Origin of the sequence: Bradyrhizobium sp. 482_C4_N1_8 (assembly GCF_052075965.1) — a bacterium.
In the GTDB taxonomy this organism is placed as follows: Bacteria; Pseudomonadota; Alphaproteobacteria; order Rhizobiales; family Xanthobacteraceae; genus Bradyrhizobium; species Bradyrhizobium barranii.
In genome coordinates, this window is record NZ_CP197231.1 from 8,554,790 (window position 1) to 8,578,569 (window position 23,780).

The 23,780-nt window shown below is 63.9% G+C and carries 20 protein-coding genes and 1 tRNA gene; 15 read left to right on the top strand and 6 right to left on the bottom strand.

Annotated features, from left to right (window positions below):
• Positions 1–113: 113 nt before the first annotated feature.
• Positions 114–2,264: a GumC family protein gene (locus AB7Z56_RS40595; protein ID WP_063979799.1), complete on the bottom strand. Its 2,151-nt coding sequence runs from the start codon at positions 2,262–2,264 to the stop codon at positions 114–116.
• Between the two features lie 157 nt (positions 2,265–2,421).
• Here AB7Z56_RS40595 and AB7Z56_RS40600 point away from each other — a divergent pair, with 157 nt between their 5' ends.
• The 5 genes from AB7Z56_RS40600 (at position 2,422) to AB7Z56_RS40620 (ending at position 9,326) form a co-directional block, all read left to right on the top strand.
• Positions 2,422–2,607, top strand: coding sequence for a hypothetical protein (locus AB7Z56_RS40600; protein WP_193375933.1), 186 nt, complete (start codon positions 2,422–2,424; stop codon positions 2,605–2,607).
• Between the two features lie 312 nt (positions 2,608–2,919).
• On the top strand, positions 2,920–7,746 hold the full coding sequence (locus AB7Z56_RS40605) for an NAD-glutamate dehydrogenase (RefSeq protein WP_063979801.1): 4,827 nt from the start codon (positions 2,920–2,922) through the stop codon (positions 7,744–7,746).
• Positions 7,747–7,796: 50 nt separating this feature from the next.
• Complete coding sequence (locus AB7Z56_RS40610; RefSeq protein WP_063979802.1) at positions 7,797–8,117, top strand: hypothetical protein; 321 nt, start codon at positions 7,797–7,799, stop codon at positions 8,115–8,117.
• A complete protein-coding gene (locus AB7Z56_RS40615; RefSeq protein ID WP_354102151.1) occupies positions 8,072–8,791 on the top strand; it encodes an aminoacyl-tRNA deacylase in 720 nt (239 codons plus the stop codon). Before AB7Z56_RS40610 ends, AB7Z56_RS40615 begins: the two co-directional genes overlap by 46 nt.
• 115 nt (positions 8,792–8,906) lie before the next feature.
• Positions 8,907–9,326 (top strand): CBS domain-containing protein, encoded by a 420-nt coding sequence (locus AB7Z56_RS40620; RefSeq protein ID WP_063979803.1) that lies wholly within the window; start codon positions 8,907–8,909, stop codon positions 9,324–9,326.
• Between the two features lie 137 nt (positions 9,327–9,463).
• On the opposite strand, the gene AB7Z56_RS40625 is transcribed toward AB7Z56_RS40620, so the two are convergent.
• From AB7Z56_RS40625 to AB7Z56_RS40635, 3 genes are all read right to left on the bottom strand, one after another.
• Positions 9,464–9,862, bottom strand: a complete 399-nt coding sequence (locus tag AB7Z56_RS40625; protein ID WP_063979804.1) for a hypothetical protein — start codon at positions 9,860–9,862, stop codon at positions 9,464–9,466.
• Between the two features lie 167 nt (positions 9,863–10,029).
• Positions 10,030–10,812, bottom strand: coding sequence for an alpha/beta fold hydrolase (locus AB7Z56_RS40630; RefSeq protein ID WP_063985911.1), 783 nt, complete (start codon positions 10,810–10,812; stop codon positions 10,030–10,032).
• A gap of 187 nt (positions 10,813–10,999) precedes the next feature.
• The gene (locus AB7Z56_RS40635) at positions 11,000–11,236 is read right to left on the bottom strand and encodes a hypothetical protein (RefSeq protein WP_063985912.1); all 237 of its coding nucleotides are present in this window, start codon (positions 11,234–11,236) and stop codon (positions 11,000–11,002) included.
• 169 nt (positions 11,237–11,405) lie between these two features.
• Here AB7Z56_RS40635 and AB7Z56_RS40640 point away from each other — a divergent pair, with 169 nt between their 5' ends.
• The gene (locus AB7Z56_RS40640) at positions 11,406–13,478 is read left to right on the top strand and encodes a hypothetical protein (protein ID WP_063985913.1); all 2,073 of its coding nucleotides are present in this window, start codon (positions 11,406–11,408) and stop codon (positions 13,476–13,478) included.
• A gap of 237 nt (positions 13,479–13,715) precedes the next feature.
• Here the strand turns inward: AB7Z56_RS40640 and AB7Z56_RS40645 are convergent.
• Both AB7Z56_RS40645 and AB7Z56_RS40650 read right to left on the bottom strand, forming a co-directional pair.
• Positions 13,716–13,792, bottom strand: a tRNA-Arg gene (locus tag AB7Z56_RS40645).
• Positions 13,793–14,113: 321 nt separating this feature from the next.
• Positions 14,114–15,613, bottom strand: coding sequence for an ATP-binding protein (locus AB7Z56_RS40650; protein ID WP_094183985.1), 1,500 nt, complete (start codon positions 15,611–15,613; stop codon positions 14,114–14,116).
• Between the two features lie 362 nt (positions 15,614–15,975).
• Here AB7Z56_RS40650 and rpmH point away from each other — a divergent pair, with 362 nt between their 5' ends.
• The 9 genes from rpmH to dapD all read left to right on the top strand — a co-directional run bounded on the left by rpmH (position 15,976) and on the right by dapD (position 23,753).
• The gene (gene rpmH / locus AB7Z56_RS40655; RefSeq protein WP_008542748.1) at positions 15,976–16,110 is read left to right on the top strand and encodes a 50S ribosomal protein L34; all 135 of its coding nucleotides are present in this window, start codon (positions 15,976–15,978) and stop codon (positions 16,108–16,110) included.
• A gap of 28 nt (positions 16,111–16,138) precedes the next feature.
• Positions 16,139–16,540, top strand: coding sequence for a ribonuclease P protein component (gene rnpA, locus AB7Z56_RS40660; RefSeq protein ID WP_063979808.1), 402 nt, complete (start codon positions 16,139–16,141; stop codon positions 16,538–16,540).
• A 16-nt stretch (positions 16,541–16,556) separates the two neighbouring features.
• The gene (yidC, locus tag AB7Z56_RS40665; protein ID WP_063979809.1) at positions 16,557–18,398 is read left to right on the top strand and encodes a membrane protein insertase YidC; all 1,842 of its coding nucleotides are present in this window, start codon (positions 16,557–16,559) and stop codon (positions 18,396–18,398) included.
• Between the two features lie 139 nt (positions 18,399–18,537).
• Positions 18,538–19,191 carry a ribosome biogenesis GTP-binding protein YihA/YsxC gene (gene yihA, locus AB7Z56_RS40670; protein WP_063979810.1) on the top strand — a complete coding sequence of 218 codons (654 nt, stop codon included), beginning with the start codon at positions 18,538–18,540 and terminating at the stop codon, positions 19,189–19,191.
• Positions 19,192–19,229: 38 nt separating this feature from the next.
• Positions 19,230–19,556 carry a DUF423 domain-containing protein gene (locus tag AB7Z56_RS40675; RefSeq protein ID WP_063985914.1) on the top strand — a complete coding sequence of 109 codons (327 nt, stop codon included), beginning with the start codon at positions 19,230–19,232 and terminating at the stop codon, positions 19,554–19,556.
• A gap of 192 nt (positions 19,557–19,748) precedes the next feature.
• Positions 19,749–20,636 carry an acetylglutamate kinase gene (gene argB, locus AB7Z56_RS40680; protein ID WP_063979811.1) on the top strand — a complete coding sequence of 296 codons (888 nt, stop codon included), beginning with the start codon at positions 19,749–19,751 and terminating at the stop codon, positions 20,634–20,636.
• A 152-nt stretch (positions 20,637–20,788) separates the two neighbouring features.
• The gene (locus AB7Z56_RS40685; RefSeq protein WP_063985919.1) at positions 20,789–21,775 is read left to right on the top strand and encodes a DUF1036 domain-containing protein; all 987 of its coding nucleotides are present in this window, start codon (positions 20,789–20,791) and stop codon (positions 21,773–21,775) included.
• 206 nt (positions 21,776–21,981) lie between these two features.
• Entirely contained in the window at positions 21,982–22,674 is a 693-nt protein-coding gene (locus AB7Z56_RS40690; RefSeq protein WP_063979812.1) for a pyrimidine 5'-nucleotidase, read from the top strand.
• A gap of 233 nt (positions 22,675–22,907) precedes the next feature.
• The gene (gene dapD, locus AB7Z56_RS40695) at positions 22,908–23,753 is read left to right on the top strand and encodes a 2,3,4,5-tetrahydropyridine-2,6-dicarboxylate N-succinyltransferase (protein ID WP_063979813.1); all 846 of its coding nucleotides are present in this window, start codon (positions 22,908–22,910) and stop codon (positions 23,751–23,753) included.
• Positions 23,754–23,780 lie beyond the last annotated feature (27 nt).

The window sequence follows — 23,780 nt, forward strand, 5'->3', positions numbered from 1 at the left end:
GGGCCCTGGTTCATCTAGCGTGATTGGGCGCGTTTGCGTGTGAAGCAGATTACAGGTGCGCTTGCGTGCTGCGCCTCAGACGCAAGCCGTAGCTTTGCCACCGGTCGGCATCGTCAAACCGCCCTGCTTAACGCGCTGCCCTCAGGCGCCACCGAACCCGCCGGCGCGTGATTGACGACGAGACCGGTCGGCACGGTGTTGTACCTCGACAGCGCAGCGGTGACCCGCCGCATCGCCGCCGAACCGAGCTCGCCGGCGCGGACCACCGGGATGATCAGATCCGCGTGCGCGGCCAGCGCGATGGCGTCGGGCTGAAGTGCGAGATTGCTCGCATGGACGACGATCAGATCGAACTCCGAGCGAATATCGTCCTCGGGCCGCGCATCGGCTTTTCTGCCGGCGCTCAGCAGCTCGTCGATCGACTGGAGCCCTGCCGTGGTGGAGCCGTCCTGCCATTCGGTCACCGGAGGCTGGGCACCGGCGAATTCCGGCTGGAGCCGGATCAGCACGCTCATCATGCCCCGATTCACCGCCGCGCGATTGAGCGAGCGCGCAACGGTGTTGCCGCCGGCACCTTTGCCGACCGACAACACGAGGGCGACCTTGCAGCCACGCACCGGCGCGCGATCGATCCGCTCGAGAAGCGGACGCAGATATGCGCCGAGATCGAGCTCGGCCGTCGCAGTGATTGGCCTTTGCCATACAGTGTTGGCCACGGCGCCAGGCGCCAGATCGGGAATGCGGGCCCAGACAGGCAGGTTCGGCATCGCCTCGGGCTGGCGCGCGGCCGGGGCCGGTCGCTGGACTTGCGCCTCCGCCGCTTCAGCACGCGCAAGAGTTTGAGCAGGAGTTTGAGCAGGAGCCTCGGCAGGCGCAGGCCCGTCGGACATGCTTCCCATCGCCGCAACGGCCGCCGTCGAGGTCAGGATCGAGCCGATCGCGAGCGCCGCGAGCAGCAAGGCGAGGGGCGGACGCGTCGAGCGCATCGGCGGAATGGCGAGCGAGGCGATCTTGGTCTGGGAGCTCTGCAGCTGGCGCTGCTCGTTGGTCGTCTTGAACCGCGACAGGAACTGCTCGTAGATGTTCTTGTTGGCATCGGCGTCGCGCTGCAGCTCCTGCAGCTTCACGAGTGCCTGACCGTCGACCAGCATCTGCGTCTCGACCGCCCTGAGCTGCTTTTCCAGCGCGTTCTGCTGCTCCAGCTGAGCCTCATATTCGGACTTCGCCGTGTCGATGTTCTTCTTCCGCTCGACCTCGATCTGCCTGTTGATGTCAGCCAGCTGGCTGTAGGAGATCGCGAGGTCGGGATGGCGGTCGCCGTACACCGCTTTCTTCTGCGCGATCTGATCGTTCAGGGTCGAGCGCTGCGCGCGCAGCATGCTCAGAAGGTCCTGCTTCACCGGACCTTCGACATTGGCCTTGAGATCGCGTTGCACCTGCTCGTAACGCGCCTTGGCTTCCTCGGTGCGCGCGCGAGCAGCGGAGACCTGCTGGTTGAGATCGGTCACCCGCAATTGCTGGGTCGTGGAATCCTTGCCGGCATTGAGTATCTTGTGCTCGAACCTGAAGGCGGCAACGGCATCTTCCGATACGCGCAGGCGCTCGTTCAATGCCTTCAGCCGGTCCTTGAGCCAGTCGGCCGCCTCGTCCGTCGCCTCGGTGCGGACACGGCCCTGGCTGGCGACGAACGCCTCGGCGATGGCATTGGCGTAATGCGCGGCCCGTTCCGCATTGTTCGAGGTGAATGAAATCGCAATGACGTAGGTCAGTCCGCGGCGCGAGATATCGAGACGGTTGCGGAATTTTTCGAGCAGGCGCGTCATGTCGGTGTAACCACCCGCGATGTCCGCGTCGTCGGCGATCTTGAGCTGCTCGATCAGGGGGCGGAGAAAGCCGTCCGATTTGGCGATCTCGATCTGGCTCTGAAGTGCCGCGGCATCCTGGCCGATGCCCGGCAGTACGTCCTGCTCCGAGGTGACGCGCAGCTCGCGGGGATCGACGACGACCAGGGCCGTCGCGGCATACCGGACCGGCAAGACCATCAGGACAATGACGCCCAGGGCGAACAGCGCCAGCGCCAGCGTCAGGATGCGCCGGCCATTCTCGCGCAGGAAGGAGAGCGCACCGGTGACGGTCAGCGATCCCTTGATCAGCGCAGGAGCAGCGCTGTCAGGCTTCGCCGTCGCAGCCCGCGGCGCTTCCCACGAAGCCGCAGGCTCCGTCGGGGCGATGCTTCGCGGAGATGCGCTTCGACCGAACGCCATAAGGTTGGACTCGAAATCAACTGACAGCCCCGGTTCAGAGGCTTGCTACACCGTAAATATCCATGGTTAACCGGCGGTTACGGCTGGCGCGCCGTGCTCAATGAACAATCTGTTAACGCGCGTGCCGATGCGCCGCGCTGCATCGGCGAGTCCGGTTTTGAACCGGGCTGGCGCGACCACCACGACGTCGATCAACGCTCCGCTGCGGCAGTTCGAGGGCGATCATTTCGTCGTCGGCATTGCATTCCTCTCGACGACATTCGAGGTGTCGACGCCGCCTCACCGGGAAGCGGGAACCTGGAAAATGGTGGTCGATGGCGTGGAGCTGACCCGCACTCACTAGAGCCCGCTGCAGCGCAATCGGAACGGAGCTCCAGCGCGCCATTCAGAATAAAACCACGAGCTCATACAGATTTGAAATTGCTCGTGATTTTTCTCGCCTCAATGATTCGGCGGCCGTCAGCGCCGCTGCCGTCGGGAATTTCGGCACGCCTCACAACAGCGTGCGCCTTTCGCTCCGGGATCGTAGTATTGTCGCCGGAAGTCGCCGACGCACGAGACCGAGGATCTTGCGTATCCACTCGATCGCGGTGCTCGACGAGATGCACTCCAGAATTAGGCTGAGGATCGCGACTGCGGTCGGACGGCGCGGCAAATGGAGGACATGATGGCGTGGCGTGACGACAAGGCCCGGGCAACCCTGATCCGCGATGCAGCCGGCAGCGTGCCGCCGGGCAAGAGCCCGCGGGCCTTTGCCGAGCCCCTGTTCGGCTACAGCAATATCGAGGATCTCGACAATTACGATGCCGCCTCGCTTGCCGTCCTGGCGGAGCAAGCCTGGGAGCATGTGCAGCGGCGCACGTCGGGCAGCGCCGATATCCGCGTGGTCAATCCGACGTTGCCGAACGGGCGCGAGATTTCCGTGCTCGAGATTCTCAACGACAACATGCCTTTCCTGTACGACTCCACGATGGCGGAACTCGCCGAGCAGGGCATCGAAGTCACCCTCGTCGCCCACCCGATCATCGCCGTCGAGCGCGATGCCGAGGGCAAGCTGCTGAGATTCTACGGCGAAGCACTGCCGGAGGGAGCAAGAGGCGTTCGCGAAAGCCTGATTCACCTCCACATCACCCGCCTGGACGCCGACGCCGATCGCCAGAAGCTGATCGACGGACTGACCAGGGCATTGAACAACGTCCGCGCCTGCGTCACCGACTGGCGCGCCATGCGTGACCGCGTCGAGGAGGCAATCAAGACGTTCGCTTCCAATCCGCCGCCGCTGCCGATCGACGAGGTCGCCGAAGCCAATCAGTTCCTGCAATGGCTCTGCGCGGACAATTTCACCTTCCTCGGCGTGCGCGAATATCGCTTCTCGCCCGACAGCGACGCGTCGGACGACATCACCACCGGCGAAGGCCTCGGCATCCTGCGCGATCCCGACGTGAAAGTCCTGCGACGCGGCAACGAAATGGTGGTGATGACATCGGAAATCCGCGAGTTCATGCACGAGCCGACGCTGCTGATCGTCATCAAGGCCAATGTCTCAAGCCTCGTCCATCGGCGCATCCGGATGGATTATGTGGGGATCAAGCTCTATGCACCCGACGGCCGGCTCGAGGGCGAATTGCGCGTCGTCGGCCTGTTTACCTCCGGCGCCTATACCCGCTCGGTGCGGCAGATCCCTTATGTGCGCCACAAGGTTGCGCGGGTGCTGCAGCGCGCCGGCTTCGACCCGAACGGCCATTCGGGCAAGGCGCTCATGCATATCCTCGAAGATTATCCGCGTGACGAGCTGTTCCAGATCGACGTCGACACGCTCTACAACTTCGTCATCGAGGTCCTGATCCTCTACGAGCGCCCGCGCGTCCGGGCGCTGGCGCGGGTCGACAAGTTCGATCGCTTCGTCTCCATCCTCACCTTCATTCCGCGCGACAAATACGACACCGACGTCCGCACGCGCGTCGGAGCCTTCCTGTCGCAGGTCTACAAGGGGACCCTGTCGGCGTCCTACGTATCGTTCCCTGAAGGCGCGCTGGCGCGCGTCCACTTCATCATCGGACGCTATGAAGGCAAAACGCCCGTCGTCGAGCGCGCCGCGCTCGAAGCCGGCATCAGCGCCATTGCCGCGACCTGGACCGACAAGCTCAAGGCCGCGCTCACCGCGTCGACCGACGGCATGCGGGCGCGCATGATCGCCAATCGTTATGCCCAGGCCTTTAGCGGCGGCTATACCGAGGTTTTCACGGCGGAGCAGGCCATCGCCGACATCGCCACCATCGAAAAGCTGACGCCGGCACGCCCGGTGACGATCTCGGTGCACCGCGACAAGGGCGAGGACGATCCCAGGCGCTTCGGCCTCAAGGTGTTCTCCGACGCCGCACCGCTATCGCTGTCCTACCGCGTGCCGGTGATCGAAAATCACGGCCTGCGCGTGGTCGACGAACGCACCTATCAGATCGTGCCCGGCAACAGGCCGGAGCCGGTCTGGCTGCATGAGATGACGATCGAGACCAGCGACGGCCAGCCGATCGAGATCAACCCGGAATTCAGCCATCGCCTGGAAGCCTCGATCATGGCGGTGGTCACAGATCGCGCCGAATCCGACGGATACAACGCCCTGATCCTGCGCACCGCGCTGGGCTGGCGCGAGGTCTCGACGATCCGGGCGCTGTCGCGCTATCTGCACCAGATCCGCGCTCCGTTCACCCAGGATTACATGTGGGAGACCTTGCGCAAGAACGCCGCGATCACGGCCACCCTCGTCGCACTGTTCCAGACCCGCCTCGATCCACGCCTCGTGCTTACCGATCGCGAGCGTTCGGCGCGCGAGACGGCACTCCTTGCCGAGATCGAGGAGCAGCTCAAATCCGTCGCCTCGCTCGATGAAGACCGCATCCTGCGCCGCTTCACCAATCTGGTGCAGTCAACCATCCGCACCAATCTCTGGCAGATCGGCGACGATGGACATCCGCGTCCGGTCATCTCCTTCAAGTTCGACGCGCGGCGGATCGACGATTTGCCGGCGCCGCGGCCTCTCTACGAGATCTTCGTCTCCTCGCCGCGGGTCGAAGGCATTCACCTGCGCTTCGGCAAGGTCGCGCGCGGCGGCTTGCGCTGGTCCGACCGGCCGCAGGATTTCCGCACCGAGATCCTGGGTCTCGTGAAGGCGCAGCAGGTCAAGAACGCCGTGATCGTGCCGGTCGGCGCCAAGGGCGGTTTCGTGCCCAAGCGCCTGCCGCCACCGTCCAATCGCGACGCCTGGCTCGCGGAAGGCACCGCGGCCTATCGCATCTTCGTGCGCTCGCTGCTCGAGCTCACCGACAATCTCGACGGCGACGCCGTCGTGCCGCCCGATTCCACCGTGCGCCATGACGGCGACGACCCCTACCTCGTGGTCGCCGCCGACAAGGGCACCGCCACCTTCTCCGATGTCGCCAACGCGATCTCGGCCGAGAAGAACCATTGGCTCGGCGACGCCTTCGCCTCCGGCGGCAGCCAGGGCTACGACCACAAGAAGATGGGGATCACGGCGCGCGGCGCCTGGGAGGCGGTCAAGCGCCACTTCCGTGAGCTCGGCACCGACATTCAGACCATGCCGTTCACGGCTGCCGGCGTCGGCGACATGTCCGGCGACGTCTTCGGCAACGGCATGCTGCTCTCGCCGGCGACAAGGCTCGTGGCCGCGTTCGATCATCGCGACATCTTCATCGATCCCTCCCCCGACCCTTCGACCAGCTTCGCCGAGCGCAAGCGTCTGTTCGACCTGCCGCGATCGAGCTGGCAGGACTACAACAAGTCGCTGATCTCGCAGGGCGGCGGCGTGTTCTCGCGCACGCTCAAGGCGATCCCGCTCGCACCGGAAGTCCGCAGCCTGCTCGATCTCGACAAGGAGCAGGCCACGCCGTTCGAGGTGATGACGGCGATCCTGAAAGCGCGCACGGACCTGTTGTGGTTCGGCGGCATCGGCACCTATATCCGCGCATCGGCAGAGAGCGACGATCAGGCCGGCGACCGCGCCAACGATCCGATCCGCATCGCAGGCACTGACGTTCGCGCCCGGGTGATCGGCGAAGGCGCCAATCTCGGCGTCACCCAGCGCGGCCGCATCGAAGCGGCACAGAAGGGCGTCAAGCTCAACACCGACGCCATCGACAATTCGGCCGGCGTCAACACCTCCGACGTCGAGGTCAATATCAAGGTCGCGCTGGCGCGCCCCGAACGCGAGGGACGCCTCAGCTTCGCCGATCGCAACAGCCTGCTGGCCGCGATGACCGACGAGGTCGGCACGCTGGTGCTGCGCAACAACTATCTGCAGACGCTGGCGCTCTCGCTGGCCGAGCGCAAGGGCGTGGCCGAGACCGGCTTCCTCACCCGCCTGATGCAGTCGCTCGAGCAGCGCGGCCTGCTCAGCCGCGCCGTGGAGTTCTTGCCCGACGACGCAGCGCTCACCGAGCGGACACGGCGCGGCCAGGCCCTGACACGGCCCGAGCTTGCCGTGCTGCTCGCCTACGCCAAGCTGACGCTCTACGAGGACCTGCTCCTCACCAGCGTGCCTGATGATCCTTACCTCGCTCGCAGACTGTCCCTGTATTTTCCGCGCGAGGTTCCCGATAAATTCCCGGCCGCGGTCGAGCTCCATCGCCTGCGACGCGAGATCATCGCGACCAGTCTCGTCAATGCCGTGATCAACCGCGGCGGCCCGGCGTGTGTCGTCCGCCTGACCGACGAGACCGACGCCGATATCTCCACCATCGTCATGGCGCAGGTGGCGGTGGACGCGATCTACGAGCTCAGGCGGCTCAATGACGCGATCGACGCGCTCGACACCCGGATCGACGGGCAGGTGCAGCTCGGCCTCTGCGCGACGGTCCAGGACCTCCTGATTTCCCGCATGGTCTGGTACGTGCGCAATGTCGATTTCAAGGACGGCCTCGAGGCGGTCATCGGGCGTTTTGGCCCGGGTATCCGCGAGATCGCGGCCTCCCTCGACACCACACTGCCGCCGGACCTGCAGGCCGCGCGCGGCAAGCGGCGCCAGGAACTCACCGATGCCGGCGTCCCGGCCGGCCTCGCCGGCGAGCTCGCCGATCTCGACCCTCTGATTGCGGCACCCGATATCGTGACGGTCGCCGAGCGCACCTCCCGCGCCATCGGCGATGCTGCCGCAACCTTCTTCGCTGCGGAAGCCAATTTCCGTCTCGACCGCATCATCGCCGCCGCGCGCAGCGTGCCGGCAAATGATTATTTCGAACGCATGGCGGTCGATCGCGCCGTCGAGCAGATCGCCAGCGCCGAGAGAAGACTGGCCGCGGATATGCTGGCAACCGGCCAGTCCGGCCAGCAGGCCGTCGAGACGTGGCTTGCGGCTCACCCCGAAGCGGCGCGTATCCGCCGCTCGGTCGAGGAGATTGCGGCCAGCGGCCTGACGCTTGCCAAGCTGACGGTGGCGGCGAACCTGCTGGGGGACCTGGTCAAAGTCTGAGAGCGTGCGAGGCAGCGATGTGAAACTGAGCCGGCGAACGGAGGAACCCCATGATCCACGCCACTTGCCACACCGCCGATAATGTCCGCTGCATCGAGTTCGATGCCACACCGTGGTTCAGCGAGGCTGACGCTCCGAGCATTGTCGATCTGGCCCGACGAGGCTGGACCAGCACGGCGATTGCAGAGTCCCTCGAACACCGGCGAGGCTACGAAGGCTTGCACGACCTCGTCGAATATGCGGCGAAGCGATTGCAATCGGAATCCCTGGAGGACCCGACCTGGGAAACCTTCGCGTGCGTCGTCGATGGACCCGAGGCCGTCGCGTGGCTCAGGGAGAACCGGCCCAACGTTGTGGCAAGGATCCCGTAGGACACGAGAAGCGCAGCAAAAGCCACAATCGATCGGCGGCAAACGAAGCGGAAAGGCGCGCCCGGAACGATCTGAACCCCCGACTCGATTGCCGCATTCGAGCGCGAGGCCTATGCTGGCATCCGGCAATCACGCGGCCGCCCATCGTGCGGCGGGGCAGCCTCACGATGGATGGCTCGCATATCCATCCGAAAGGCTACGCCATGACCATTGCCCCCACGCTCCACCGATACCTGGCTGCCGAGAACATCCAGTATGTCGAGATCCCGCACGTTTTCACCATGTCATCCGCGCGCACGGCGCAGGCCTGCCACGTCTCGGGCGATCGTTTCGCCAAGGCCGTCGTGCTGCGCCATGACGGCGGCTATATGCTCGCGATCGTTCCGGCATCGCACCGTCTCAACTTGCCGGACTTGAAGGAGAAGCTCGGCGCGGATCTCGTGATGGCGAACGAAACCGAGATCAACAGGCTGTTCGCGGACTGCGCGCATGGAGCCGTTCCGGCGGTAGGCCGATGCTACGGGCTCGATCTCATCGTCGATGACAGCATCCGGGCGCAGCCCGAGATCTATATCGAAGCCGGCGACCATGAGACGCTGCTTCACCTGACGCATGCACAGTTTGAACGGCTGACGGCCAATGCGCCGCATGGACGCTTCAGCACGCACGGTTGACGCAGCATGGCGGCGGGATGATTTTTCCTGCGCCTTCGTCGCGGCGCGCGTGCGGTCGCGCCCGGTTCGTAGTATAATCACGTCACGGGGGCTGCGTTCGCAACGGAGGTCCTCCATGAAGGTCAAGGACGTGATGCACAAGGGTGTCGATTGGGTCAGCCCGGACACCCCGATCACCGAGATCGCGAAGTTGATGCAAGGGCACGACATCGGCTGCATTCCGATCGGCGATGACGACCATCTGATCGGGATGGTGACCGATCGCGACATCGTCTGCAAAGGCCTCGCGAGCAAGAACTTCAACGCCGCGCGCATGACGGCGCGGGACGTGATGACCGAAGGCATCCATTGCTGCCGGGAAGACGACGATCTGGCGAAAGCCGTGCATCACATGGAGACGCTGAAAATCCGCAGGCTGCCCGTGATCAACAAGAGCAGGCGGATGGTCGGCATGATCAGCCTGGGCGATGTCAGCCAATTCGCCAGCGTTGATCTGTTGACCCAATGCGTCAAGGGCGTGTCGGCCCATCATTGATGGCGACCGCCACCCGGCGCCCGGAACTTCGTCGCATCGCTCGCAGGACCCCGCTGCCGGCGAACGCGCAGGCTATGATACGCGACCTGCCAAGAAGCTGCTCCGCCGTCTTCTCGTCCCCATTGTCACCTGCGCAGCTAATTCTTCAATTCGTTCCGCAGCTCATTCTTGGCGTTCCGCATCTTGCTCGCTCCCCTGAGCGGGGGCTTCGGCGGCGGAGTCGGATTCGCCCAACCTGCCATCTGCAGGCAGGTGAGTAGATCGACATAGCTTTCTATTCCCCCTGCCGCAGCCTCGCCTTCGCAACTAGCGCGCGCGGGGCCCGGAACAGTCAGCCAGGTCGAGCTCAGCTGTTGCTGCGCAATTGTCTCGTCACGCACGCACTCGCCGGCGTCCTGCGCCAGGGTGAGCCCTGAGGCCTTGTCGTCGGCGGAAACGTCCCGGCAAAGGGCTTCCACATTGAAGATGGGCACACGGTCTGAAATCGGAATCGTGGGCTGGCCAAGAAGCGACAGGACCAAGAGCGCTGCTTTCATAAAATCCTCCCTTGAATCGGGTTGGACGGGAAAGCTCCCGGGAGGTTAGGCCCGGTTTGTTTCCGGCCGGCTTCACCCGGCCTGCAAAGGGTTTCGTCCCTGCCCGGCAGCGCATTGTGGCTTCCCGACGGACGCCGGTCGCGGCGCGTCACGGCCGATGACGAAGCTTACCCGGGTCTTCGCACGTAGAGCGAGATAAACCGGTCGATCATCGGGTTGATCTGCTCCGGCACTTCCAGCGACAGGAAATGCCCGGAGCCGACGGCCTTGGCCGTGACCAGTTGCGGACACAGCTCCGCAAAACGATCCAGATCCGCGAGCCGATGGGCCGCTTCGATGTAGAGCACCGGGACCCGGCACGCCTGGGCGCATTCACGCGCCCGATGCACATCCCAGGGAAACAGACTTGTAAACGTGGACACCAGCACGTGCTGTGGCGTCGCCAGAAAGGTCTGTTCAACATGGGCGCGGCATCGGTCGGTCGGCAGACAGGAGTCCGCCACGATCTTCCGTACCTCGTCCGCAAAATTCGCGCCCCTTAAGCCCTCCAGATACCCGGCGAACACCGTCCCTGCCGAGGCAGGGAAGAGCACCCCTGAGTCGAGCAGCACCAGGCCTGCAGGAAAGTCCGGATAGCGGGCGGCGATTTCGAGCGCCATGTTGCCACCCATGCTCTGACCCACGATGATCGGCTTTGTGATCTGCTGTCGGTTGCACAGAAAGACGAGATCATCGGCGAAGCCTTCGATCGAATACGCCTGTTGCGGCTTGTCGCTCTCACCATGCCCCCGCAGCTCGGCATTCAATGCCCGACCTTGACGGGCGAAATACTCCATCTGCGGCGCAAAATGCGTGCGATCCCCGCCGAGGCCATGGACGAACAGGAATTGAAGCGGTCCCGCGCCGGCAATGTCGAAGGACAGCTGGATTCCGTTATGCGCGAGCTTCATGGGTCATCTCCGTATTCACCGAAATGTCCAGGCGTCTCTGGCCGGTCCTCAATCTAACCGGCGCCACACGGCCGATAAAGATGGGCACTGCCGCTTCGCCGCGGTGCAACTGCCGGAGTGAGCCAGGCGCGAGTAGCGCGCTCCGGCAGCCGCTCGCGACGTAACCGGATTGCGACCCGAGGTGATTTCAGCCGAGGCGGGCCACGATGGCTGCAACGGCCATCATTGCAGCCCCGACTATCACCGTGGCGATGCCGCCATAGGCAACGCCGATCGACCGCCAATGATACTCTGTCTGGAACGTGGCCAGAAGATTCTTCTGGAACGCGAACTCATTCGTTTCGTGCTGAAACAGCAGATTGCAGCCGAAATAGATCACACCGAGTCCCACGACAATCAGCATGATCTGCGAAAAAAGCTTCATTGGTGGAAATCCCGGCCACGCGAAATTTTAGTCACATCAGAAAGCATTTGCAACCATAAGCTACACCATATCTATAATGCGCCCCGCATTGGTTTTTTTGCGCAGTCGATCGAGCAGCTCTGTTGACTGCGTCCGCCGCTGGTCGGGACACGCGAGAGGGGCACCGCGAATGACTGCATTCATCCTGTCTGCCACCATAGCATTCGCGCTGTTCGAGTTGATTGCATTCACGCAATGGCCGCCACAGGGAAGCTTCATAGAATTCAGCGAGGAAACCCTGGGTCTGCAAGGGCCTGCTGCACGGGCGTTGCGCAGGATGGTCCAATTTCTGATTGTCCTTGTAATCCTGCTTGGTGTCCTGACCATCCATGAGGTCTCATCACCATTCAGCACACTCGCGAGGTATGAGGTCAACGTCATCATTGGCTTCATCTTCGGCCCGCTGTTTGCGATCTGGATCAACAGTGTCGTCGTTCACCGCGCCAATGAGGACTTGACCCGCGGCCAGATGTTCGCAGGGGCGGGCTTGGCACTCCTGTTCCTCCTGGGAGTCCTCGGTGGCGAGGGGTCGGGCCTGATCAAGCAGTACGCAAGAAGCTTGTCATCCGTGAAGCTCGGCGTCGCCGAATTGTCGTTTGCATCCAAGGAGCAGGGCAGCCGGGATCGGCTCGCATCGACGACCATTCCGAGCGCCAGCAAGGAAACATATGCGGCCGGGGGACCGAACGGCCTGCAAAATCTCGCGAGGCTTCACCTCATCATCAGACGCGACAAGGACTATTTGACCGAGATATTCACCCGAAGGCCGCAGGATAGGCCGGTTTCGGATATGCCGGTCGACGACTTGCGCAGCAGCGAGACGTTCACGCAGTCCACCATCGCACTTCCGTTGCAGTGTCTGTCCGCCTGGTTCGAGCAATCCGCGGATTCCGGTCCTGTCGAAAGATATCTCGCAAGCTACAGCAACGTATTCCGCCGACTTGAAGCACTCGATCGCCGAGCGGCCGCCCGCGGCCCGGCAATCGACCCGAGGGAGTTCGAAGCCGGATTGAAGCAGGTCAGCTCGGACTTCGTTCATAACGGCCTTCGCATGGCGGTGGATATCGCCTTGTCATCGACGTCTCCAAAAACCTTCGAGGCCTGCAAGCCATGGTATGATATCTATTGCCCTCCTAACGAAAAACCGGCGTCAATCGACGACGACACGTATGCCGGTCGGTGCCTGCGCGAAACGCTGTCCGAGTTCACCCGGTCGGATGGCGCAGCCAGGTCGGACAATGTCCAGGACCGGCTCGACTATGTTTTCCGAAATCTGGAGAAGATGATCACACCACAGCCAGCCAACCGGCGCGGGCTGGAGACGCTGCCTTACTTCGCGATCGGTCGTGCTAGCCTGATGACGCAAGCTGGACAACACGAGGCTGCAGCCGCCGTTCTGGACAACTGGCTCCGAGAACGACGGGAGACAAATTCAAGCGACGAACAACAGCGAAGATATGCGGCCAATCCAATGCTGCAGGTCAGGGACGAATGGTTCGCCCTGCGCATACGCGCGATGCTCGTAACCTATGTGGAAGAATGGCTGGAAGACCAGAACTCACAAGCAGCCACCATCGTCCGGACGGAGCACCTGCAAAATCTCCAGGAGACAATCGACGGCCTCAAGAGCCGGTTGTTGAAGGTCGATTTCTTCCAGGCGTTGAATAAGCAGTGTCCCACGACATGCCCGCTCACCTTCAAGCGGCCGGCAACATGCGAATCGGATGAATCGCAAACACGGATGAAGCTTTGGGGGGGCCTGTACACGTCCTACGTGACCATGGAGTACACCTATATCCACCGGGCACTGGAGCATCCAGACTACGCCGCGAAACTTGCCGAAGCGGTGAACGACGCCGCCCATCGACTCGCCAATTTCGACATGTCGTGCGGCACCAAATTTCCGGAGCGGGAGGTGATCTATGGGCAATCGCTGCTCGGGTTCGCCGAGAACGCCGTTGCCTATACCATGCTGCGCGCCAAGTTGGATGACCAGGTCGCCCAGCAAAAGCGGCTCGACGAAGCCGAGCGCGCCGTCAAACTCGGAATGCAAGTCGTCGATGATCTGGCCAGGATCGATCGCGAACGATCGCATCGGCCATATCTGGAGCGAATCGCACCGAGCCTCGCCGTCTCGGTTCAGGAGTTGCTAAGGCAGCAGCTTTTGAAGATTGAGAAGGCACGAGCCGACCTGAGCGGATAGGCTCACCTGTTCGCGTGGTCCGATCAAGGGCGCAGGCTTACGGAGGCGTCACGGTCGCCAACGCCGGCGACAGAGCAGCCAGCGTCAGAAGCATCCCAAAAGCATAAATTCCGAAGAGGCGCAGCATGGCCCACTCCATTTCCGTAGGCGCACAATATAGGAACGATGCCTTGAACGGCAAATGAATAACGGGCCATTAGAAACTAGGGGGTTCCTGCAGTGGAACAAGACTGCAAATGGCGCGCCCGGAACGATTCGAACGTCCGACCCTCAGATTCGTAGTCTGATGCTCTATCCAGCTGAGCTACGGGCGCGTTTTTCGCAAACAGTGCGGGCTAGGCCCGCAGGCAGCCTCCGGACAGCGCCGGAGGGGTGCGAAAGAGCGCTCTGACTAACCGCTCTTGCCTCGATTGGCAAGGTCTGGATTGGGGAGATTTTGTAGGGAGATGAGGGTTTCGGTGTCATTCCGGGATGGCCCAAAGGGCCAGGCCCGGAATCCATAACCCCGGCTGGTGGTTATGGATTCTCAGGTGCGCAATAGCGCACCATAGCTCGCGACTTCGTCGCGCCCCGGAATGACGGATAGATGAGTGCTCGATACCCGGAATGACGAAAGAGGCTCGGTCGCTGGCCGACTACGCCCTCTGCCGCTCGTTGCGGATGGAGAGGAGTTCCACGGGGCGGTCGGGGATGACGATCCGGAAGGTGGCGCCGATGGTGCCCTCGACCAGATGGATCTCGCCGCCATGGGCACGGACCAGCTCGGCGGCGATCGCCAAGCCAAGCCCGCTGCCGCCGGGGCGGCCGGAGGTCTGGAACGCCTCGAACAGATGGTCCCGGGTCTTCTGCGGGACGCCGGGGCCGGTGTCGGAGACCTCCAGGATGGCGACGGCACCTTCGCGCTTTCCCGTGATCCGGATCTGCTGGGCGCCGCCGTCGCCCGACGAATGGCTTTCCAGCGCCTGGGCGGCGTTGCGGACGAGGTTGAGCAGCACGCGGAAGAGCTGGTCGGGATCGGCATCGACCGCAAGCCCGCGCTCGATCGCGGCGACCCAGGCGATCGAGGCGTCGCTGGCGAGGCCCGCGGTTTCGCGCACCTCCAGCACCACGGGCTCGATCATGATCATGCGGCGGTCGGGGGCCGCTTCCTGGGCGCGGCCGTAGGACAGCGTCGACTGGCAGAAGGCGATGGCGCGCTCGAGCGAGCGCACCAGCTTCGGCGCAAAGCGCTGCACCCGCGGATCGGGCACGCTGGCGAGCTGGTCGGACAGGAGCTGGGCCGACGCGAGCAGATTGCGCAGATCGTGGTTGATCTTGGAGACGGCGAGGCCGAGGGCGGCGAGCCGGCTCTTCTGGTGCAGCATCGACATCAGATCGCGCTGCATGTCCGACAATTCGCGCTCGGCGACGCCTATTTCATCGCTGCGCTGGCTTGGCACGATGATCCGCGCCGAGCTTTCGGGGTTTTCGTGGAAGCCGACCAGGCTCGCGGTCAGCCGCCGCATCGGGCGCACGAAGAGATAATGCAGCACGAGATAGACGAGGCCCGCGGTCAGCACCGCGATGATCAGCGCGACCACCACGACGTTGCGGGAGAAGCGATACATCTGCTGCCGCAGCGGCAGCTCATCGGTCACGATCTCGATGAACTGGGCATTGCCGACGCCGGGCCCGACGATGCGGATGGCCTGGTTGCCGGTCTCCAGCATCATCCGGAACGAGCCGGTGATCGCCTCCCACACCGTCATGTCGCGCAGGTCGATGTCATGCTCGATGGCCGTGGGAAGGTTGTCGCTGGCGAGCAGCCGTCGCTGCTGCCCCATCTTGATGGCGACGGCACGCGCATTGATGCTTTTCAGGATCTCGCGCGACAGCGACTCGGGGACCATGCCGAGCGGGGCGGCGTCGAGCACCAGCGCGGCGGTGTTAGCCGCCGCGACGCGGTCATTGAGCCGGTTGACCCAGAAGTTGGCGATGGCGGGCACGTAGAGCAGGACAGCGGCGATCATCACCAGGGGGACGGTGAGCAGCAGCAGCTTGCCGGATAGCCCGAGCCCGCTGGGCCCACGCGGCCGCATCGCCGGCTGGCCCGGCTGATCCGTATCATGGACCGGCTGGAGGTCTGTCGCTGCCACGAAATTCGCCCCTGTTGGCTTTGTAATAGAGCCTGGCTGATGAAGGATGCGACCCGGCCGGGGGCCGGTCAAATTACGGATCGCTAATCTCTCAAGGTGGGATGTAAGCTCTGATATCGCGAGTCGCCACCTCAAGGGTTAAAAACCCCGCACAAACAGTGATATTCACCGGAACAGCGCGCTCTTGCGACGTTGACGAAAAGAAGACGCTCGCATATAAGCCGCGCAAATTGTCCGCGATGACCCGGTGCGCACGCCGGGAGCGGCTCTCTTGGGGCCGAAAAGGGCCCGTTTTGGGCCGCATCTTCCGGACTTTATCATCAATTCTACAGGCAAATTGCCCGGTCAGCGGAGAAAAACCCGTGAAGCGGACTTATCAACCCAGCAAACTGGTGCGCAAGCGCCGTCACGGCTTCCGTGCCCGTCTCGCCACTGCCGGCGGCCGCAAGGTTCTCGCCGCCCGCCGCGCCCGCGGCCGCAAGCGTCTGAGCGCCTGAGCCGGACCCCCATTTTTGGGATTTCATCATGGATCGGCTGAGGCAGCGAGCGGATTTCCTCGCCGTTGCCAATGGCGCGCGGGCGAATAGTCCCGCGTTCGTCCTGCAAAGCCGCCGCCGCGACGACAGCGGCCCGATCCGGATCGGCTTCACCGTTACCAAAAAGAACGGCAACGCCCCCCAGCGCAATCGCATCCGGCGCCGGCTTCGCGAATTGGTGAAGCGGCTCGACCCGGTGTCGATGCAGCCCCATCATGACTATGTACTGGTCGGCCGAAGGGACGCGCTCTCGCGCGACTTCGCCACCATGCTCGACGATCTGCGCATAGCGTTCACGAAGCCTGCGCGGCATACGCACAAGGGACGCGGCTCAAGAACCGACGGCTCAAGGCCCGGCCCCGCTCCTGCGACCAGCCGCAAACCGGATTGATGACGAGACAATAGTGATGACCGACAATCGCAATACCATCCTCGCCGTCATTCTGTCGGGCCTCGTCCTGATCGCCTGGCAATATTTCTACAATGTGCCGGCGATGGAGAAGCAGCGCGCCCAGCAGCAGGCGCAGGCCGAGCTCCAGAAGAACACGCCGCAGCCGACGGCCTCCGCAACGCCGGGCGCCGCGCCGCAGCCCGGCAGCGCGGCCCAGCCGGCAACACCGGCCGCGAACCAGGCCCAGCCGGTCGTTTCCCGCGAAAGCGCGATTGCAGCCAGCCCGCGCGTGAAGATCGACACGCCGCGGATTGCCGGCAGCATCTCGCTGAAGGGCGGCCGCATCGACGACATTGCGCTGGTGCAATACCGCGAGACGGTCGACCCGAAGTCGCCGCCGATCGTGCTCTATTCGCCCTCGGGCACCGCAGAACCCTATTACGCCGAGTTCGGCTGGGTGCCGGCGACGGGCGTGACGGCCAAGCTGCCGGACGCCCAGACCCTCTGGCAGCAGGACGGCAGCGGCAGCCTGACGCCGACGACGCCGGTGGTGCTGAAATGGGACAATGGCGAGGGCCTCACCTTCCGCCGCACCATCGCGGTCGACGACCATTATCTCTTCACGCTCAAGGACGAGGTGAGCAATGTCGGCAACGCGCCTGTTACGCTCTACCCGTTCGCGCTGATCTCGCGCCACGGCACGCCGCAGGTCTCCGGCTATTACATCCTGCATGAAGGCCTGATCGGCTATCTCGATGGCTTGCAGGAATACGCCTACAAGAAGATCGACGAAGCCAAGGCGGTGAACTTCAAGGCCACCAATGGCTGGCTCGGCATCACCGACAAGTACTGGGCTTCGGCGCTGCTGCCGGACACCAGTGCGCAGCTCCAGGCGCGTTTCTCGTCGAACCCGGTCGGCAACGTCCACACCTACCAGACCGACTATCTGCTCGACCCCGTCACCGTCGCGATCGGCGGCACCGCGACTGCGAACGCGCGGCTGTTCGCCGGCGCCAAGGAAGCCGGCGTGGTCGGCGTGTTCCCGTTCGCCGGCCTCGGCGGCTACAACAAGGAGCTCGGCCTCAACCATTTCGATCTGTTGATCGACTGGGGCTGGTTCTACTTCATCACCAAGCCGATGTTCCTCGGCCTCGACTTCTTCTACCGCTTCTTCGGCAATTTCGGCATCTCGATCCTGCTCGTCACCGTGATCGTCAAGCTGCTGTTCTTCCCGCTGGCCAACAAGTCCTACGCCTCGATGGCGAAGATGAAGTCGGTCCAGCCGCAGCTCCAGGCGCTGAAGGAGCGCTTTCCCGACGACAAGGTGAAGCAGCAGCAGGAGATGATGGAGATCTACCGCAAGGAGAAGATCAATCCGGTCGCCGGCTGTCTTCCCGTGGTGATCCAGATCCCGGTGTTCTTCTCGCTCTACAAGGTGCTGTTCGTCACCATCGAGATGCGGCACGCGCCGTTCTTCGGCTGGATCAAGGATCTCTCCGCGCCCGATCCGACCAACCTCTTCACCTTGTTCGGCCTGATCCCGTTCGATCCGACGACGATTCCGGTGTTCGGCCACTACCTCGCGCTCGGCATCTGGCCGATCATCATGGGCATCACGATGTGGTTCCAGATGAAGCTGAACCCGACGCCGCCGGATCCGACCCAGCAGCTGATCTTCAACTGGATGCCGCTGATCTTCACCTTCATGCTGGCGGGCTTCCCGGCCGGTCTCGTGATCTACTGGGCCTGGAACAACACGCTCTCGGTGCTCCAGCAGAGCTTCATCATGCGCCGCAACGGCGTGAAGGTGGAGCTGTTCGACAATCTCAAGGCGACGTTCGCGAAGAAGGCGACGTAGCGCAGTCATTGTTGGGCGCAAATGCCTCCACATCGTCATGCCCGGGCTTGTCCCGGGCATCCACGTTTTGGAGGGTACCGTGTGGACAGACGTGGATGGCCGGGACAAGCCCGGCCATGACGAGAGGTGAGATCTTCGCATGACCGACGACAAAGATGCGAAGCTGATCGAAACCGGGCGAAAGCTGTTCACCCGCGACTGGCAGTTCATCTGGGCCTCGCCCTCGATTGCGACGCTGCCGCCGATGGACGGGCTGGAGATCGCCTTTGCCGGCCGCTCCAATGTCGGCAAGTCCAGCCTGATCAACGCGCTGACCGGCCGCAACGCGCTTGCGCGCACCTCGCACACGCCGGGCCGCACCCAGGAGCTGATCTTCTTCGAGGTCCCCGGCAAGAAGGACCTGCGCCTCGTCGACATGCCCGGCTACGGCTACGCCAAGGCGCCGAAGACGCAAGTCGCGTCCTGGACCGAGCTGATCCACAAATTCCTGCTGGGGCGCGCCTCACTCGCACGCGTCTACGTGCTGATCGACGCGCGGCATGGCCTCAAGGACGTCGACCTCGAAATCCTGGGGACGCTCGACCGTTCCGCGGTGAGCTACCAGATCGTGCTGACCAAGGCCGACCAGGTGAAGGCGTCCGAGCTTGAGTCCCGCATCACCGAGACCGAGGCCGCGCTGGCAAAACATCCGGCGGCGTTTCCGAACGTGCTCGCGACCTCGTCACGGAGCTCGACCGGCATGGCCGAACTGCGCGCCGCGATGGCGAAGCTGCTGGAAGAGCGAACCTCGTGACGCCTGCATTCCACCTGCTGATTGGGCTTGCCGGTTTGATGGGCGCCGCCGGCGTCGCGCTGGCCGCCGCCTCGGCCCACGGCGCCGACGCCAGCCGGCTCGCCTCCGCCAGCGCCATGCTGCTGTTTCACGCAACTGCCATACTCGCAGGTGTCGCCCTGCTCGCGCGCGGCCTTCTGCACGGCGGAATTGGCCTCATCGCGGCGTTCGGCTTCGTGATCGGCGCCGCGCTGTTCGCGGGCGATCTCACCTTGCGGCAATATGCGGGGCACTCGCTGTTTCCGTATGCCGCGCCGACGGGTGGAACGGTGATGATCCTGAGCTGGCTGGCGGTGACGCTCGCAGCGGTGGTGGCAAAGCGCTGACCTGTAGCCCGGATGGAGCGCAGCGTAATCCGGGGCCGGTGCCTGCGGTAAGAATCCCGGATTACGCTGCACTCCATCCGGGCTACGAGGCTCCGTCCGGGGACACGAGAGCGACATGCCAGTCACACTTTGCGCCGCGCCCGCCAATCGGATAGAACGCGCACCGACAGTCCCGCCAGCGAGATCCGCCTCATGACCGACATCTCCCCGCTCGACCAGGCCCGCATCCTGTCCGAAGCGCTGCCGCACATGCAGCAGTATGACGAGGAAACCATCGTCATCAAATATGGCGGCCATGCCATGGGCGACGAGGAGACCGCGAAGAACTTTGCCCGCGACATCGTGCTGCTCGAGCAGACCGCGATCAACCCGGTGGTGGTGCATGGCGGCGGGCCGCAGATCGCCACCATGCTCAAGCGCCTCGGCATCCAGTCGGAGTTCGCAGCGGGCCTGCGCATCACCGATGCCGCGACCATCGAGATCGTCGAGATGGTGCTGGCCGGCTCCGTCAACAAGCAGATCGTCGGCTACATCAACGAAGCCGGCGGCAAGGCCGTGGGGCTGTCGGGCAAGGACGCCAACATGGTGAAGGCGTCGAAGACGACGCGCACCATCGTCGATCCGGGTTCGAACATCGAGAAGGCGATCGATCTCGGCTTCGTCGGCGACCCCGAGAAGGTCGACCTCACGCTGCTCAACCAGCTGATCGGCTACGAGCTGATCCCGGTGCTGGCGCCGCTCGCGACCTCCAAGGACGGCCAGACGCTCAACGTCAACGCCGACACCTTTGCCGGCGCGGTCGCCGGCGCGCTGAAGGCGAAGCGCCTGCTGCTGCTCACCGATGTGCCTGGCGTGCTCGACAAGTCGAAGAAGCTGATCCCGCAGCTTTCGGTGAAGGACGCGCGAAAGCTGATCGCCGACGGCACCATTTCCGGCGGCATGATTCCGAAGGTCGAGACCTGCATCTACGCGCTCGAACAGGGCGTGGAGGGCGTCGTCATCATCGACGGCAAGATGCAGCACGCGGTGCTGCTCGAGCTCTTCACCAACACGGGCACGGGAACGCTGATCCATAAGTGATGATGAGCGGGCCAAAGCAAGCCGTCATGGCCGGGCTTGTCCCGGCCATCCACGACCTTTCGTCTCGCGCCAAGAACGTGGATGCCCGGCACAAGGCCGGGCATGTCGAGCGAGCGCGTCGTCCCCGCCGCTCGACCCTGACCCGCTTGCTGATGACGCTGCCCGCGGCAGCCGTCTCGTTCTTCTTCTCCTCCGCGCCCGCCCTGGCCGACCTGAAAATCTGCAACCGCATGTCCTATGTTGTCGAGGCCGCGATCGGCATCGACGACAAGGCGGCGACCGCGACGCGCGGCTGGTTCAGGATCGATCCCGCCACCTGCCGCGTCGTGGTGCAGGGCACGCTGACCGCCGACCGCATCCTGCTCAACGCCCGCGCGCTCGGCGTTTACGGCGCCTCGCCAATCCCGCAGAACGGCAGCGACATGCTGTGCGTGGCACAGGACAATTTCGTTATCGCGGCTGCGCGGCAATGCCGCAGCGGCCAGACCCAGGCCGCGTTCACCCAGATCACGCCGACGCAAGCCGCGGACGGCAATTTCACGGCCTATCTCGCCGAGGATTCCGAATATGACGACGAGCAGGCCCGCCTCGCCGGCATCCAGCGGCTGCTGGTGATCGCGGGCTACGACGCGGCGCCGATCGACGGCGTCGACGGGCCGAAGACGCAAGCAGCACTTGCCGCCTTCCTGAAGAGCCGCGGACTGGCGGCGGACATCATGTCGTCGCCGAACTTCTTCAAGACCATGGTCGATGCGGTGCAGACGCCTTCTGCAACCGGCCTCACCTGGTGCAACGACACGCCGCACAAGGTGATGGCGGCGGTCGCCACCGACGACGGCAAGTCCGTGACCAGCCGCGGCTGGTATCGCATCGATCCCAAGACGTGCCTGCACCCCGATGTGACCGGGCAGCCGAAGCAGATCTTCAGCTTCGCGGAGGCCATCGATGCTGACAACCGCGTCATCAAGCTGAAAGACAAGCCGCTGAACTGGGGCGGCGACAAACAGCTGTGCACGCGCGAGACCAAGTTCGAGACCAACGAGCAGGCCGATTGCGGCGCGCGCGGATTCGCGGCGACGGGTTTTGGCGTGGTGGATATGTCGAGCGGCGGCAAGACGCTGCGCTTTGCGATGCCGTGATGGGTCAGACCGCGCCACAAACTCCGCTGTCGTCCCCGCGAACGCGGGGACCCATAACCACAGGCCGCAGTTGTTGGGCACGATGTAACTACGATCCCGCAAACGATTCCTCCCTGTGGTTATGGGTCCCGGATCTGCGCTTACGCTTGTCCGGGACGACAGCGGAGAGTGGGGCGGCGCTTGCACCCAACCGATAGAGATTTGATATGACCTCCTCGCGCACCTTTGCCCATGTCGACACCTGGGTGTTCGACCTCGACAACACGCTCTACCCGCATCACGTCAATCTGTGGCAGCAGGTCGACGCGCGGATCGGGGAGTTCGTCTGCAACTGGCTGAACGTCGGCCCGGAGGAAGCGCGCAAGATCCAGAAGGATTATTATCAGCGCTTCGGCACCACCATGCGCGGCATGATGACCCTGCACGGCGTGCACGCCGACGACTACCTCGCCTACGTCCACAAGATCGACCACTCGCCGCTGGAGCCGAACCCGGCGCTCGGCGAAGCCATAGCAAAACTGTCGGGGCGCAAGCTGATCCTGACCAACGGCTCGGTCGACCATGTCGATGCCGTGCTGGCGCGGCTCGGCCTGGCAACGCATTTCGACGGCGTGTTCGACATCATCGCCGCCGGGTTCGAGCCGAAGCCGTCGCCGCAGACCTATCAAAAATTCCTCGCCGACCATGCGGTCGATCCGACCAAAGCCGCGATGTTCGAAGACCTCGCCCGCAACCTCACCGTCCCGCACGCGCTCGGCATGACCACCGTGCTGGTGGTGCCTGATGGCACCAAGGAAGTGGTGCGGGAGGACTGGGAACTGGAGGGCCGGGACGCGCCCCATGTCGACCACGTCACGGATGACCTGACGGGGTTTTTGGGCAAGCTGTCGCCCAAATAGCCGCCGTCGTCCCGAGGCGCGAAGCGAGCCCGGGACCCATAACCACAGGGAGCGGTTGTGGCGCGAGATCGATTACTCCGAATCCTCGCCAAATGACTGCCCGTGGCTATGGGTCCCGGGCTCGCGCTTCGCGCGCCCCGGGACGACGGCGGAGTATGCCTTGACTCCTCCCCGCCAAATCCCGAAAAAGCGCCCCAATCCGCCAAAATTCTCATTCCCCAGAGGAAATCCCGATGTCCCTGTCCGCCCTCGAATCCACCATCAACAGCGCCTTCGACGCGCGTGACGGCATCTCGACCTCGACCAAGGGCGAGGTGCGCGAGGCCGTGGACCAGGCGCTGGAGATCCTGGACAAGGGCGAGGCACGGGTCGCCGAGCGCGGGGCCGATGGCAAGTGGAAGGTCAATCAATGGCTGAAGAAGGCCGTGCTGCTGTCCTTCCGCCTCAACGACATGGGTGTCATTCCCGGCGGTTCCGGCAAGGCGACCTGGTGGGACAAGGTGCCCTCGAAGTTCGAGGGCTGGGGCGAGAACCGTTTTCGCGATGCCGGCTTTCGCGCGGTGCCGGGTTCGGTGGTGCGCCGCTCGGCCTTCATTGCCAAGAACGTCGTGCTGATGCCGTCCTTCGTCAATCTCGGCGCCTATGTCGATGAGAGCACCATGGTCGACACCTGGGCGACCGTCGGCTCCTGCGCGCAGATCGGCAAGCGCGTGCACATCTCCGGCGGCGCCGGCATCGGCGGCGTGCTCGAGCCGCTGCAGGCCGAGCCCGTCATCATCGAGGACGACTGCTTCATCGGCGCGCGCAGCGAAGTCGCCGAAGGCGTGATCGTGCGCAAGGGCGCGGTGCTGGCGATGGGCGTGTTCCTGGGCGCCTCGACCAAGATCGTCGACCGCGAGACCGGCGAGATCTTCATCGGCGAGGTGCCGGAATATTCGGTGGTGGTGCCCGGCGCGCTGCCCGGCAAGCCGATGAAGAACGGCCAGATCGGCCCGAGCACGGCCTGCGCCGTGATCGTCAAGCGCGTCGACGAGCGCACGCGCTCGAAGACCAGCATCAACGAGCTGCTGCGGGATTGATCGGCGCCACCAGCGCCATTCCCTTAC